This is a genomic window from Pedobacter antarcticus (assembly GCF_900112985.1).
GTDB classification, from domain to species: domain Bacteria; phylum Bacteroidota; class Bacteroidia; order Sphingobacteriales; family Sphingobacteriaceae; genus Pedobacter; species Pedobacter antarcticus.
In genome coordinates this window covers 113,640-129,258 of the sequence record NZ_FONS01000010.1, presented here as the reverse complement: position 1 = coordinate 129,258, position 15,619 = coordinate 113,640, and the positions used below count along the sequence as shown (strand labels likewise).

The following is a 15,619-nucleotide window of genomic DNA, read 5'->3' as shown; positions in this document are numbered from 1 at the left end:
CTACGTTGATAGGTTATAGATGTAAAGCTGGTGACAGCATAGTCGAGTAATACTAATCATCCGAAGCTTTCAAAAGCAGAATACTGTTGTTTGTTCTTCATACTAACTTCTTTCAATAATATGTCATTGTTTATGCAGCGAATTAATCTAGTGATTGGTAGCTGTATTAACATTAAAAACATTTAGGTGCCTATATCGGTGGTGTCCACCTCTTCCCATTCCGAACAGAGAAGTTAAGCCCACCAGAGCCGATGGTACTGCGGTAACACGTGGGAGAGTAGGTCGGTGCCAAATCTTAAAGAAAGCCTGTAGTGAAAACTACAGGCTTTTCTTGTTTATCAGGTTTTTTTCTGCTGAAGTATATTCATGCTACAGTTCTGGTGAGGCAGCTCCGCTGCATTTCTTTAATTCTTATGCCCAGCATATTTGCTGTCTTCTATAATGCCGTCGTTTGAATAAAATCAAACAGTCGGCATTTTTATTATATCGTCTTTCCACATTTCAACAAATTTTGACCGTAAATAACCGTTATGTTCGATATCGGGCATTTATTTTAATTGAAATTAATGTAACTGCCTAGTATATAGTTATTTAATATTGGCATTTTGCTTGTAATCAGGGTAAGCATAATATTATTTATGGACAGACCCTTACCCTCAGCAATCCTAGCTTCAGAAAAAAGAAAGTGGTGGACTATTTCATTTTTAATGGCATTGGTTCTTCTGCTTGCCATCTGGTTTTTAAGGCAGGTATTCCGATCGGAATTATCTGCTTCCAAGATTTCCACAGCAATGGTAGAACGTGGGTCAGTGACTAATACTATTAACGCTACAGGGGAGGTTCTACCTGAATTCGAAGAAGTATTGTCAAGTCCTATTGCTGCTTCTGTTCAGCGCGTTCTACTGGATGCAGGCCAGAAGGTGAATGCCGGACAATCTATTTTAACGCTCGATAAGTCTTCCATCACCACCGAGTATGAAAAACTTCAATTTCTCATTGAATCGAAAGAGAATGAGATCCACAAATTGAGACTTGACCTCGAAAAAAGCTACTTCGATATTAAATCAAGCAACCAGATTAAGCAATTACGGATAAGTAATTTGACGGACATGGTTACTGGAGCAAAGCGACTGTATAAGGCCGGTGGTGGTACTATGGAAGATATAGAACAGGCGGAATTAAATCTTAAGGTTGCTCAACTCGAGAAAAAGCAGCTCGAAAATGAAATAAGCAGCAAACAAAAGACTATGAAAATTGAATTGCGGGAGGCTGAACTGGCTCTGGCCATACAGCGGAACGAGGTTAGTGCGCTAAAACGCAAAATGGGTCAGGCAGATATTGTGGCATCCAGAACAGGTGTAGTAACCTGGGTAAACCAGAATATTGGGGCTAGTATACAGCAGGGGGAGGCGCTAGCTAGAATTGCTGATTTGAGTTCATTTAAAGTAGCTGGCAGTGTTTCAGATGTTCAGCTGGAAAACTTGCATACTAATATGCCTGCAGTGATACGTATTGGGGAAAAGCAGTTAAAGGGAAAAGTGATAAATATTTCCCCTTCAGTAAAGAATGGTATTGTTTCGTTTGACGTACGGCTGGAGGAACATGATAACTCACTTTTAAGGCCGAATATGAAAGTCGAAATCTTCCTAATCACTGCTGTACATGAAAAGACGATGCGCATTACCAATGGAGCAGCATTCAATGGTTCTAATTTGCAAGATGTATTTGTAGTTACTAAAGGAAAAGCTGTGAGAACTAAGATAAAAACCGGGTTGAGCAATTTCGATTATATCGAAGTTCTAAATGGCCTGAATGTCGGGGATCAGGTGATCGTTTCCGACATGAACACTTACAAAAATCAATCTGAAATAGTGATTTCACCATAATTTGAATCCTGATGACCTCTATACTTGTTTTTATCTGCTTTTTTATGCCTCATCCGTCAGTTGCATCACAAGATACTATCCGGTTGTCCCTTTCACAAGTTATTGATTCCGCAAAAAGGAATTCGATAGCTGCGAAGCAAGCCGTCACCGTCCGTGAAACACGGTATTGGGAATGGCGAAGCTTTAAAGCAGATTATCAGCCGCAATTAGCATTGGAAGGTACGCTTCCAGGATACAACAAAAGCTATACCCAGGTCCTGCAACCTGACGGGACCATTATCTTTCAGCCTATTCATAATGATAATTCATCCCTTGCACTTAATTTCTCCCAACAAATTGCCGCCACAGGAGGTAAGATATATGGAACCACTCAACTACAACGCTTTAATGATTTTGACAGGAATAATGTTTTATATAATGGAATACCTTATGGAATTGGCTATACACAGCCAATACTTCAGTTCATTAAATTGAAATGGGACAAGAAGATCGAGCCACTCAAATTGAACGAAAGTAAACAAAGTTATATAGAGGCTCAAGAGAAGATCGCGCTAGTGGTGACCGGATATTATTTCGATCTGCTGCTTGCTCAGGTAAATCTGCAGATTGCCGAAACAAATCTAAAAAACACACTCAAAATATTAACGATTGCAGAGTTGAAGTTTGAACTGGGGAAGGTAGCTAAGAATGAAATTTTACAATTAAAGTTAGAACAGCTTAATGCGGAAAAAGCCGTGGGCACTGCGAAGCGTGACATGGAAATCGCCACATTAAATCTATATAGTTATACAGCAATGGAGTCTGGATCTCCTGTCGTTCTACAAATGCCTGAAGCTATAAACTTTATGCAGGTTGCAGCAGAACGGGTTTTGGAGGAGGCATACGCAAACCGTTCTGACGCAATTGCTTTTGTCAGAAGGATTGCTGAGGCCAACCGCGATATCGCAAAAGCAAAAGGGGAAAACGGTCTGATTGCAAATCTGAAGGTCAATGCCGGATTTTCTAACGCCGCCGGATCTGTGTTTGATATCTACCGTTCACCAAAAGCTCAACAGTCCGTTCAGATGCAATTATCCATTCCTATTCTGGACTGGGGGAGGTCGAAATCACGGACTAAGACCGCCGAGGCAAATGCCCAGTTTGTAACCTACGCGGTTGAACAGGATAAACAGATTTTCAAACAGGAAATTATTACCCAGGTGACTTTAATTAATATGATGAAAGATCAACTGGTGCTGACCGCAAGGGCAGAAAACATAGCAGCAGAGAAATACAAAATCGCAAGTGAGCGATATGTGCTGGGGAATCTTGGAATTACTGAGTTAAGTATAGCCTTTCAGGAAAATGATCGTGCAAAACGAGATTATGTTGCCTCGCTACGTGATTTCTGGGAAGCCTATTATCAGCTCCGTTACTTGTCTTTATACGACTTTGAAAAAAATGAAAAAATAATTTATAAATAAATCAGCTAAAATTGTAAACATGATTGAACTAAAAAATATTGAAAAAGTATACCGGACGGATACGGTCGAAACACTAGCTATTAACGGCATCAATCTGCATGTAGCCAAAGGTGAATTCCTTTCTATTATGGGACCCTCAGGCTGTGGGAAAAGTACCTTATTAAATATTATGGGATTATTGGATCAGCCTTCGTCAGGAACGATCGTTGTTGATACGCAGAATACAAATGCCTTTTCGGACAAGCAGCTGGCAGGATTCAGAAACAAGAAATTAGGTTTTATTTTTCAGAGTTATCACTTAATTAATGATCTGCAGGTACTTGATAACGTAGAGCTGCCTCTATTATATAGGAATATTTCTTCGTCGGAACGTCGTGAACTTGCAGCGGCAGCACTGGAAAAAGTAGGTTTGAGTAACCGGATGAGCCATTTTCCGACACAGTTATCAGGGGGACAGCGTCAGCGCGTGGCTATTGCTCGCGCGATCGTCGGCAGACCTGAAATTATTCTGGCCGATGAGCCGACAGGGAATCTAGATAGTGCAATGGGAAACGAGATTATGGATATCCTGCTGCGCTTGAATGAAGTCGACGGGACTACCATTGTCATGGTAACCCATGATGAGCATATGGCGAAAAAGACACATCGTCTGGTGAGATTGTTTGATGGTTCACAAGTTCAATAAAAAAAGGTATGCTTAAGAATTATTTTAAAATAGCCATTGCAGTTCTGCAGCGCAGAAAGTTTTTCACCTTTATCAGCCTTTTCGGAATTAGTATAACCCTAACCATACTTATGGTAGGAACTGCTTTTCTGGACCAGACCATACGCGTAGATTACCCGGAGGCCAAGAGAGACCGGTCTCTCTATATCTCGTCAATGCAGATGAGTAATACAGAAAAAGGATGGATTAACAGGAGTAGTTTATCAATCTATTTTTTGGAGAAGTACGTGTCCTCTCTGAAAAACATCGAGGCAATGGCGATTATTGCTTATGAAAAATCTGTCAATGCTTATGTTAATGATAAGAAATTAGAACTGGGAATCCGGTTTACGAATGCCGACCTGTGGCGGGTCATGGAATTTACGTTTCTGGAAGGAAAACCATATACCAACACACAGCTAAAGAATAAAGACGCTGTTGCAGTGATTTCTGAAGCTACAAAGAAAGCTTATTTTGGAGATGCTACTCTCGTGACGGGGAAGTTTATTAAGGTTGATAATATTGATTACAAAGTAATAGGGGTGGTTAGAGATGTAAATAAACTGAACGGAAATGTCGCTGGTGACTTGTACATTCCCTATACTCTATCGAAACAAGATTATTCGTATAAGGATTTGCTAGGCGATTATAACGGTATATTATTAGCAAAAGATGCTGCTGATCTGCCGAGAATACAGCAGCAGTATCAACAGATGGTCAGCAAAGTACCTATTGAAAATGCTGAATTTGATCAGCTCGTTAGTTACGCGGACACCTTTATGGAGAATTTAACGAGGTCTGTGGCACGCACTAGCGATGCGCATGACAATGGGATGCGTAAAGTGTTGATCACTTTAAGTGGTATGGTATTTCTGTTTTTGCTGTTGCCGACCATCAATCTGGTAAATATCAATATGACTCGTATTATGGAACGTGCGTCGGAGATAGGAGTGCGTAAAGCTTTTGGTGCATCTTCGACAACGTTAGTTTACCAGTTTATTGTGGAGAATGTAATACTTACTTTACTGGGAGGAATTTTTGGAATAATATTCTCCCTCCTGCTGATGTATTTTCTGAACTCATCAGATCTTTTTCCAGGTATGGATCTTAGTCTAAATGCGACAGTTATGTTCTATAGCGTCCTGATTTGTCTTGTCTTCGGATTTTTGTCCGGAGTTTATCCAGCATGGCGTATGTCCCGGTTAAATATAGTAACAGCCTTAAAAGCTTAAAAATTCTTCATCACAAAAAATATAACAATGTTCAAGCATTTGATTAAATTAATATGGAACCGGAGAAAGAAAAACTCCCTGTTCCTTGCGGAGATAGTAGTTTCCTTTATGGTTATTTTTATTCTCAGCTCCTTTCTTATCTTCTACTATCAGAACTACCGGAAATCACTGGGATTTAATTACGAAAATGTATGGGTGCTGCGCTACAGTAACCCACCTGAGCTTAAGGAAATAGATTCCTTGGTCCGTTATTATGATCAGGTTAGAAATGTACTCAAATCTGCACCTCAGGTAAAATCATATAGCTTTTCCGGTGGTAATTTCCCTTACTCAAACAGTATTTCTAATAGTAATCTCGATTACAAAGATAAATCTTTTACCGGTGTCAATGTTTATAGTATAGAAGGAGACTATCCCAAAGTAATGGAAACTGAACTTGTTGCGGGCAGATGGTTCACCGCAGAAGACAGCTTGAATAAACACAAACCTATCTTGATTACAAAAACTTTGAGTCAGGAAATGTTTGGGGCCGATAATCCAATTGGTAAAATTACAGGGAAAGCAGAAAAAGAGGCGGAGATAATAGGCGTGATCAACGATATCAAAAGTGATGGTGACTACCTGCCAAGTGGAAACAGTATGTTTAGCCAGCTTAAGCCGGGAGATGTGAAATGGGCGGGCCGGATTTTAATCCGGGTCAGTCCGGATGCAGATGCTGCTTTTGAAAGTAATTTGTATAAATTATTATCAAATACCATGAAAGGGTCTTCCATAGAACTGTCTCATCTTTATGATATCAGGGCTTCCAGAAACAGGCAGACGACGACACCGATGTTGATATTTGCTATAATTGCTAGCTTTTTGGTCTTTAATGTTTCTTTAGGTCTTTTCGGTGTGCTTTGGTACAATATTAACCAGCGTAAGGGCGAAATTGGTTTAAGACGTGCGATTGGAGCGAGTGCATTTGCCGTAAACAGGCAGTTGGTCACGGAGGCTTTAATTTTAACAACATTTTCCTTACTGATCGGTGTTTTCTTTGCTATCCAGTTTCCTCTGCTCAAGGTGTTTGACCTGAAATCCAGCGTTTATTTTATTGCCATATTTATCTCTTGCATTTTTATTTATCTCCTGGTATTTATCTGTGCACTTTACCCCGGAAAACAAGCCGCTGCAATTATGCCTGCAATGGCCCTTCATGAAGAATAATTGTTATATTCAAAAAGTATGATTTTAGTTATAGATGATGATATTGCTGTCAGAACGTCGCTGCTTTTATTGCTGGGAAATGCCGGGTATGAAGTGCTAGGAATAGACAATCCGGAGGAAGCGATGGAAATAATTCAACAGCAGGAACCTGATCTGGTTTTATTGGATCTTAATTTCTCTATAGGTACGACCGGAAAGCAAGGGATGTCTGTATTGGAGAAGATCCGTAAGAACTATACGATGCCTGTCATTCTGATTACCGGCTGGGGAAGTATTGACCTGGCTGTTCAGGGAATGAAGATGGGGGCTAATGATTTTGTGAATAAGCCCTGGCAGAATGATCATCTGTTAAATAGCGTTAGCACACTGCTGGATTTAGAAAAAGAAAAAGTGGTGAGCCTGACGCGTCGTCAGCTGGATAAACAATATAACTTCCCTTTTATTATTGGGGAGGACGCGCAGATGCTTCAAATCCTGGAAACTATAGGCAGGGTCGCCACTACTGATGCGTCTGTCCTGATTCTTGGGGAAAGTGGAACAGGTAAAGAGCTGATTGCGGAGGCTATACATGAAAATAGCCGTCGACGGACAAAACCTTTTATTAAAGTGAATTTAGGAGGGATTTCCTCTACTCTTTTTGAAAGCGAAATGTTTGGGCACGTTCGCGGAGCTTTTACTGATGCACGTTTCGATCGTACCGGCCGGTTTGAACTCGCTAATAAGGGGACTATCTTTTTGGACGAGATAGGCGATCTTGAGCCTGCAAGCCAAGTTAAACTGCTCCGTGTATTGCAGGACAGAACCTATGAGGTACTGGGTAGCAGCCGTAGTAAAACGGTAGATGTAAGGGTGATCTGCGCGACAAATAAAAATCTGCATGAATTGGTTTCGTCCGGATTATTTAGAGAAGATCTTTTATATCGGATTAATCTCATCACAGTTCAGCTCCCAGGCCTGCGTAACCGAAAGGATGATATTACGTTATTAGTTAAGTTCTTTTTGAATAATTTAAGGGAGATCTATAACAGACCGGCCCTTTCAATTTCGCCGGCTGCGATGAGATGGCTGAAGCATTTACCCTTGCCGGGAAATATCCGACAGCTTAAAAACCTGGTGGAACGTACGATTCTGGTTAGCAGAAATAATATTCTTGACATTTCTGATTTTCAGACCCAGCTGGAGGTTGTGCCGATAAAGACAGATCAGTTGTCTCTACCCAGTGTTGGCGCAATGACACTGGACGAAATAGAAGCTGAGATGGTACGAAGGGCTATGAGCTTCCATCAGAACAGGATCACTAAAGCCGCTGCCTCATTAGGCATCACACGGAATGCATTGTATAGGAGACTGGAAAAACATCAAATACCTTTCCATGAAACTGAAGACTAAGTATCTGCTATTTACCGGCATATGCCATGTGGTTTGTCTGGTTTTGAGTTATCTGATATTAGAGAAACATCCGCTAATTTTTATGATCGCTGAAATACTGATTCTGTTGTCTTTTTTTCTAGCTTGGAAACTCTATAAGGACCTGATATTACCGCTAGAGTATCTACGGGAAGGAATTCGGGCGATTAAAGAAAAGGACTTCACCGTAAAATTTCTGCAAACAGGAAAAAAGGATGTTGATGAGCTAGTGATGGTTTACAATCATATGATCGATGAACTCCGGATCGAGCGGACTAAACAGGAAGAACAGCATTTTTTTCTGGATAAATTAATTGAAACCTCACCTACAGGTATTATCATACTGGATTATAATGGTGAATTGAAACAGGTCAATTCCACCGCATCAGAACTTCTCAGGCTCCTGCCGGACCTGCTGGATAAACAACTTAAAAACATGAAGATTGGTGAATCGGAGCTGATCCGGTCGGGTAGTCTCCGTACTTTTAAAGTGCAGAAATCACATTTTCTTGATCATGGTTTTCCAAGAGTTTTTATGATGATAGAGGAGGTTACTGCGGAGATTTTTGAGGCAGAGAAACAGGTTTACAGCAAGGTTATCCGGATGATGGCACACGAGGTTAATAATACTGTAGGGCCTGTCAATTCAATTATGGATATGACCTTGCAAAATGCGGTTCTATGGGCAGATCAGAAAAATATAGCATTGCAAAAGGCATTGGGTGTGGCAATGGACAGGAATCACAATTTGAATTTATTTATGCGGAATTTTGCAGATCTCGTTAAATTATCGCCTGTTAATAAAACATCTGTGGACGTAAGTAAACTGGTTAATTCTGCAGCAGACCTGATGCATTTTACAGTAGAGAATAAAGTCATTCGCCTGTTGGTGAAGGGTTCAGAAACTCCATTTCATATTCAAGCTGATGCACTACAACTGGAACAGGCCCTGCTTAACATATTAAAAAATTCGATAGAAGCAATTTCTGATTCTGGTGAGATCTCATTGAATTTGTATCCTGAACAGGGAAAGTTGGTGATCTTAGATAATGGTTCCGGACTCTCTGGTGGAGTTGATGAGATATTATTCAGCCCTTTCTTTACAACAAAAAAAGACGGGCAGGGGATAGGCCTTACGTTGGTAAGAGAAATTCTCATTAATCATGGATTTGAATTTAGTTTACAAACTACCGCTGATGGACTGACAGCATTCTCTATCTTTTTTAAATAAGCATTTGCATAAAACAAAACGCGGCTTTCCGGCATGTAATGCCGGAAAGCCGCGTTTTTTAGGACCAGAATTTTTATTGTGGATTCTGAGCTAAATTATCTAACGTTACTTCCCGTTGCGGAATTGGAAGTAATAGTTTATTTTCTGTGATCTGGTAAGAGCTTGCAGGGTAGAGATCCTTGTTCTTAGCAACTTCTCTTTTTCCATGATCAAGCATTACCGGAATTGCTTTCCCTGTTCTTAACAGGTCATACCAGCGGTGGTTTTCAAATGCAAGTTCTACTTTTCTTTCCCGTGCGATTGCCTCTCTGAAAGCTTCCTGACTATTTACATTTAATGCTGCGACTGGATTACCCGCAGTTTTCGGTGAAAGACCTGCTCTGGTTCTCACGCTGTTAAGTAGATTAAAGGCTTCTCCGTTAGCGCTAAATCCGGATTCGTTCAAACATTCAGCAATCTCCAGCATGACATCTGCATATCTGATAATAGGGAAATTAACATTGGTTTGGCCGGGTTGAATAAAACCATGGTTGTATTTTTTGATGTACGGAGCTGCAACAAAGCCTGTTGTAGCATTGAATCCTTCTGCAAGGGAAGTGTTTCTGCGTTTATCTCCAGTTTCATAAGCACTCATCAGGTCATCAGTAGGCGTATTCCATCCACTTGAAAAACTTAAATTAGTTCCAAGATCCTGAGTGACTACGGTACCCGAATTGAAAGGCGCAAATTGGTACATAAAGTTACTGGCCAGATCAGGTACTGACCCTAAATACTGTATTTCGAAAATTGATTCCTGATTATTTTTATTGGCAGGAATAAAGATATCTGCATAACTAGGCATCAGATTATAACCAGTTACTTTTCTTAAGGCAGCAAGTGCTTCAGGAAATTTCTTTTGAGTCATATATACTTCTCCTAGAATCGCATTAGCTGTTCCGCTGGTCACCCGGCCTTTGTCTGCTGAGCCATAACTTGCCGGAAGTTTCGTTTCGGCATCAGTCAGATCTGCCAGAATCTGATTGTAAACCTCTTCGACAGATGCGCGGCCTTTAGACTTGGCATCATCTGGTGAGTTAGTTACCTCTAGTCTTAATGGGACACCTCCAAATTGTCTGACGAGATTGAAATAGTGAAATGCGCGCAACAGTTTTACTTCGCCTATTGCCTGATTTTTCGATTCATCAGACATCTGTATGCGATCGACGTTGTTCAGGACATCATTACATCTGGAGATGCCGGTGTAGCTCTGTTGCCAGAAATCCTGAATAAGTGTGTTAGCTGATGTAACCAGAAATTGATCTACCAACTCCCTGTTTTCCTGCCCCCGTTGTGGTGCATTATATTGAAAAGAAGTGTTGTCGGAGCGCATTTCTCCGAACATCCAGTAACTGAATAAACCCAGGTCGCGGAGTGACCGGTAGGAACCGACTACGCCTTGTTTTAAATCTGATTCGGTTTTCCAGAAGTTAGCGCCCAGTAACCCTGATTCAGGTTGCTGAGCTAAAAAATCTTTCTTACAACTAGCTGTGAACAGCGCTGTGCCAAGTATTGTGGTAATTATGTATTTTGATAAGGTTTTCATTATTTCTGATGGTTAAAAGGTAACATTTAAGCCCAAAGTCATGATTCTTGGGATCGGATAGTTGGTGAAGTCACGTCCTGGAGTAAGTACAGAGGAATTATTTGTGCTGGCTTCTGGATTTGCACCGCTGTATTTAGTGAAAGTTGCCAGGTTTTGTACACCACCATAAAGGCGTAAAGCTTTAATCGTTTTAGAATTTTTGATGAAGCTGCTGGTGAAGTTATATCCAAGTGTGACATTTTGTATTCTCAGGAAGCTGGCATCTTCCACCCAGGCAGAATTATTCTCCCTGTAAAGTGGAGTGGCTCCGTTAGTTGTCGGCGTAAAACCATCACCTTGATTCTCTGGTGATCTCCATCTGTTCAGGACCTTACGGTGTACATTGAAAACGCCATCAGTATTGGTCAGGAATTCATTTGCTGTATTTAAGATCTGGCCACCTTGAGAACCTACAATAATAACGTTAAGGTCAAAACCTTTATAACTAAAGGAGTTGGTGAAGCCATAAGTGAAATCAGGATTGGAATTGCCAATCACATCAAAATCTTTTTGGTCTTCAATAATTCCGTTTCCATCTACATCTTTATAGCGGATAGATCCAACTACTGAAGAGGCCGCTTTCGGATAGCGATCCAGGTCTGCCTGATCTCTGTAGATTCCTTCGAGTACATAACCGTAAAATTGACCGATCGGTTTACCTACTTCTGTTTTGTGCGTGAAGAAGCCACCACCGCTTCTTCCGCTGTAAATAGGATCATTATTGTCATTAAGTGCGAGCACCGTGTTTCTATTGATGCTTATATTCAGATTCGTAGACCAGGTGAAGGCGCCGGTAAGATTTTTTGTGTTAATCCCAAACTCCAGACCTCGGTTTCTGATTCTTCCATCATTGATTAATGCATTGGCGAAGCCAGATGACAGAGGAATTTCGGTGTTGTAAAGCATCCCCGTCGTAATCCTGTTATAGTAATCTGCAGTGAAGTTTACGCGGTTATTTAATATGGCTAAATCAATACCCAGATCAAGCTCGTCTGAGTTTTCCCAGGTTAAATTCGGGTTGTTCAGTGACGTGGAAACTCTTCCATTCGCGAGTTGTCCGCCAAAACTATAGTTTGCACCTGAAATAATAGAAGAGTAGTTGTAATTTCCAATATTGAAATTACCTGATCTACCGTAACTTGCTCTTAGTTTCAGATCGCTTATCCACGATACGTTTTTCATAAAGTCTTCCTGTGAAACTCTCCAGCCTAATGCTACTGAGGGAAATGTACCATAGCGGACGTTTTCTCCGAAACGGGACGAGCCATCGGAACGAATAGTCGCAGTTAGCAGATAGCGATCTTTAAACGTATAGTTGACGCGGGCCAGGTAGGACACCAATGACCATTTGTCTATACTTGCACCCTGGCCATTTAGTAATGAGGCCGCGTTGATTGTCTCAATTAGGTTATCCGGATAATTGGTAGCATTGAAATTATATCCGTCACCACGTTCCTGTTGTGCTGTGTACCCCACTAAGGCACTGATTCTATGATCTTTTCCGAAGCTTTTATCGTAGTTCAAGACTAACTCTGAAAGCCAGTTAACGGTATTTGAATTAGTAGTAGTTGAACTCGGAATGGCAAGATTAGGGTTTTGATTTCCTGTTTCGCCAAGCACGAAACTCGGATTAAATCTGAAAGAGCTTTGTTGTGAATAATCCAGATTATAGCTGTATTTAGCTTTTAAACCGGGTATGATTTCATATTCAGCAAAGGCGTTCGCCAGTCCGCGGAAATATTTGGCTTTTGTTCCACCGAATTCCAGTGTATTTAGTGGGTTTCCTGCGCCAATTGCTCCCGGCGAGGTGATAAATACAGTACGGTTTCCGTTGGCATCATTTACGGGTACAATTGGACTTAACCACAAGGTTCTGGTTAATAAATCGCGTTGTCCAGTCTCGAAATCGTTACGGTTCTGCACCCCTCCAGTCGGGGCGATCATCACGCCGACTTTTAGTTTTTTACCCAGGTTGGACTGCAGATTAGCCTGTACTGAATATCTGCTGTAGTCGGTATATCTGATGGTACCTTGTTGATCCAATCTACCTAATGAGATCGAGTATTGTGTATTATCGGAACCGCCTCTTATGCTGGCATCAACATTTGTCTGGATAGCAGTGCGTAATACTTCATTATACCAATCGGTACCCTTACCGTACTGTTCCGGGTTTCTAAACTCGGCAGGTATGTCGGCATCGGTAGCCACTTTACCCTGAGATAGAAATAAGTCAATGATTTTTTCTTTTCTGAATTGTGCATATTCTGTTCCATTCAACACATCTGGTCTGCCTTTCTGGGGAACTTGCTGTATACCGGTATAGGTATTTAAGCTAACTACCGGAGGACCATTCTTACCTTTTTTAGTAGTAATTACGATGACACCATTTGCTCCCCTGGAACCATAAATCGCAGTAGATGATGCATCTTTCAGCACAGTAATATTATCTATATCTTCCGGACTAATCATATTTAAAGGATTATACGATTGGCCTGTAGTATTAGAAATAGCAAATCCATCGACTACGAACAGTGGATTGTCACCCGCACCGATTGAACCGGATCCCCTGATTTTTATTCCGGTACCGCCACCAGGTGCGCCTGTTGGTGAACTGACCTGGACACCTGGAATCTGACCGACTAATTTCTGGTCAACAGAACTCACAGGAAGATCTTTGATCTGTGCAGCCGATACTGTGGCGACAGAACCAGTCAGGTCTTTCTTTTGCTGTGTGCCGTACCCAATGACTACGATTTCACTTAGCTGATCGCCTGCTGCTGCAAGGCTAATATTGACGCTGGAACTTTCGCCAACGGTTACTTCTTTAGTTCCATATCCAATGTATGTAAATACCAGGATTGCCCCCTTCGGAGCTGTAATACTGTAATTTCCCGTATTACTGGTCACAGTACCGGTAGTTGTATTTTTAACCCGGACGGAAACTCCAGGAATTGGGTTGTTGTCTGCAGCATCTGTTACTTTCCCGGCAATTGGAGTTCCCTGGGCAAGTAGAAAGGTACTGGTGAAAATCAGATACAATAGTATCATAAAGCTCTTATAGCGAGCTTGGTAGGGTAGATTTTTAAATTTCATACTTTTAGTTTATGGTTTGAGATTAAATAAGGTGCGTTTGCAAGTGTTTATGATCTGGTTTTTATAGTTGTGCGAAATTTGATTATCCGGTTTTTTTCAATTACGTAGTTTTTGCCCTGGTCTGAACTGTACGAAGCACCTGAATTCGGTTCAGTGTTTTCATCGTGATACATAAAGCCATATATCCCCTTGGTTGCTGAAGACTTAAGGACGATGGTATACTTGCTTCCCTTGTTTACTGAGATATTTGGATTAACAGTGATATTTGAAGGTGACCAGCTCACGCGGTCTCTGGGAATATTCGTACTATATAAAGGTTTACCTATGGGTAGATAGTTTTCATCTGCTGCATAAAGCAAAATCACGAGGTCGGCATCAGGATAGCCGTTTTGGAAAGTCGTAACTGAAATTCCATTCAGTATCCCTTTGCGTGTAGTAGTAAAGCCTTGTCCGCGCTGAACATTGTGACTGATATCTTCATAAGTTTTGAAGTTCCTGACACCGGCATCATTATCCAGATTTTTGATCTCTTTCTGTTTACCCGCGCCGCCCTCAGCCAGGGAGAGTTCGGCCTCATTCTGGCAAGACATAGGGAGAATAGATCCGTCTTCGGCAAACGTTAAAGGTGCCCAGTAAAAATTAGCGAGCGCTTCGTTCTTTGCAGCATCATTCCAAAGGTCACTGCCATAAATGTAAACTGTTCCTGAGGTTAGCTGAATTGGTGAGACGAAAGACGGTTGTCCACCGCAGGAGTTGCTGCTGATCTGAATTCCTTCCGACCAAGGCCCTAAGGGCGTTTTGGCAGTACGATAGGAAGTTCCGGTTCCTGCGCAGTAACCACAATTCGGGTCGGAATATGTAAGATAGTAAATTCCGTTGCGCTCGAAAACTGACGGCGCTTCTGTCTTCCCGGGCGTGATATTTTTTGTGACTTCCCCGGTACCTGTCAGGTAATCATCGCTTAATTTTTCAATAACGATAGTGCCCTTCGTTCTCCAGTCGGTGTAGGCTATGTAACCCGTGCCGTCAAGATCTACGAATGTATCATGGTCCCCGTTATTAAGTCCTGCTGCAGGAGCATCAGCATTAACCGCCAATTTCGGTTCGGCTACTTCTACAAATGGGCCGACAGGGCTTTTACTGGTAAATACCCGAAAGCCGGAAACATTATCATATACATTGATCCACAGTACATAATTTGACGTTTTTTTATTGAAGATTACATGTGGTCTGAAGCAACCATAAGTACTTCCGTCGCATCGAGACTGCCAAACTGGTGTTGTTGGATCAAATAGCATCCCCCGATCTGTCCAGTGAACAAGATCTGTCGATGAATAGGTTTTAAATCCACAGAACGGAGCTTCTTTTTTACCCCACTCAAAACCGCAGCCATAGCTTGTCCCGTATAAATAGTATACGCCCTCGAAAAAAGCTATCTCTCCGTCATGTGCATCGATGGCTTCCCCCATAGTGCTGAACCGCGTCACCTGTTCGCCGGCCTTATTAAAATTTTGAATCTTAGTCTGATAACTTTTATTTCTGGTTTGAACTGCTTTTTTTGTCTTTGTGCCGGATTTATCTGACTGCGCCTGCAGATCCGATGAAGCGGCTACACTCATAGAAATGAGAGCAATAGAAAACACCAGTTTCTGGAATAAGTTGAATGTACCTGTCATGAAGGAATAATTATATTTGGATTGCTAAAAGCGAAATCCAAATATAAAGGCTTAAGCAGGGAAACCACCTGTTCAATTTGATTAATTGAATATACTTTTTG

10 protein-coding genes and 1 rRNA gene are annotated in these 15,619 nt (G+C 41.4%); 8 read left to right on the top strand and 3 right to left on the bottom strand.

Translation table 11 applies throughout. The annotated features are described in order from the left end of the window. Window positions 1-182: 182 nt before the first annotated feature. From rrf to BM192_RS17165, 8 genes are all read left to right on the top strand, one after another. Window positions 183-294 (top strand): 5S ribosomal RNA (gene rrf / locus BM192_RS17200). 344 nt (window positions 295-638) lie between these two features. After that, window positions 639-1,886 carry an efflux RND transporter periplasmic adaptor subunit gene (locus BM192_RS17195; RefSeq protein ID WP_037442468.1) on the top strand — a complete coding sequence of 416 codons (1,248 nt, stop codon included), beginning with the start codon at window positions 639-641 and terminating at the stop codon, window positions 1,884-1,886. 11 nt (window positions 1,887-1,897) lie between these two features. Next, window positions 1,898-3,349 (top strand): TolC family protein, encoded by a 1,452-nt coding sequence (locus tag BM192_RS17190; RefSeq protein WP_037442466.1) that lies wholly within the window; start codon window positions 1,898-1,900, stop codon window positions 3,347-3,349. A gap of 19 nt (window positions 3,350-3,368) precedes the next feature. Beyond that, complete coding sequence (locus BM192_RS17185) at window positions 3,369-4,034, top strand: ABC transporter ATP-binding protein (protein ID WP_037442464.1); 666 nt, start codon at window positions 3,369-3,371, stop codon at window positions 4,032-4,034. Between the two features lie 8 nt (window positions 4,035-4,042). Beyond that, window positions 4,043-5,284 carry an ABC transporter permease gene (locus BM192_RS17180; RefSeq protein WP_037442462.1) on the top strand — a complete coding sequence of 414 codons (1,242 nt, stop codon included), beginning with the start codon at window positions 4,043-4,045 and terminating at the stop codon, window positions 5,282-5,284. A gap of 27 nt (window positions 5,285-5,311) precedes the next feature. Further along, window positions 5,312-6,490: an ABC transporter permease gene (locus BM192_RS17175; protein WP_037442460.1), complete on the top strand. Its 1,179-nt coding sequence runs from the start codon at window positions 5,312-5,314 to the stop codon at window positions 6,488-6,490. An 18-nt stretch (window positions 6,491-6,508) separates the two neighbouring features. After that, window positions 6,509-7,879 (top strand): sigma-54-dependent transcriptional regulator, encoded by a 1,371-nt coding sequence (locus BM192_RS17170; RefSeq protein ID WP_037442458.1) that lies wholly within the window; start codon window positions 6,509-6,511, stop codon window positions 7,877-7,879. Further along, window positions 7,863-9,128 carry a sensor histidine kinase gene (locus BM192_RS17165; protein ID WP_037442455.1) on the top strand — a complete coding sequence of 422 codons (1,266 nt, stop codon included), beginning with the start codon at window positions 7,863-7,865 and terminating at the stop codon, window positions 9,126-9,128. The genes BM192_RS17170 and BM192_RS17165 overlap by 17 nt, the downstream gene beginning before the upstream one ends. 73 nt (window positions 9,129-9,201) lie before the next feature. On the opposite strand, the gene BM192_RS17160 is transcribed toward BM192_RS17165, so the two are convergent. The 3 genes from BM192_RS17160 to BM192_RS17150 are packed head-to-tail and all read right to left on the bottom strand — an operon-like array spanning window position 9,202 to window position 15,518. Then, window positions 9,202-10,710: a RagB/SusD family nutrient uptake outer membrane protein gene (locus BM192_RS17160; protein WP_037442453.1), complete on the bottom strand. Its 1,509-nt coding sequence runs from the start codon at window positions 10,708-10,710 to the stop codon at window positions 9,202-9,204. 12 nt (window positions 10,711-10,722) lie between these two features. After that, window positions 10,723-13,842 (bottom strand): SusC/RagA family TonB-linked outer membrane protein, encoded by a 3,120-nt coding sequence (locus BM192_RS17155; protein ID WP_074964064.1) that lies wholly within the window; start codon window positions 13,840-13,842, stop codon window positions 10,723-10,725. A gap of 47 nt (window positions 13,843-13,889) precedes the next feature. Continuing rightward, the gene (locus BM192_RS17150) at window positions 13,890-15,518 is read right to left on the bottom strand and encodes a family 43 glycosylhydrolase (RefSeq protein ID WP_074591252.1); all 1,629 of its coding nucleotides are present in this window, start codon (window positions 15,516-15,518) and stop codon (window positions 13,890-13,892) included. Window positions 15,519-15,619 lie beyond the last annotated feature (101 nt).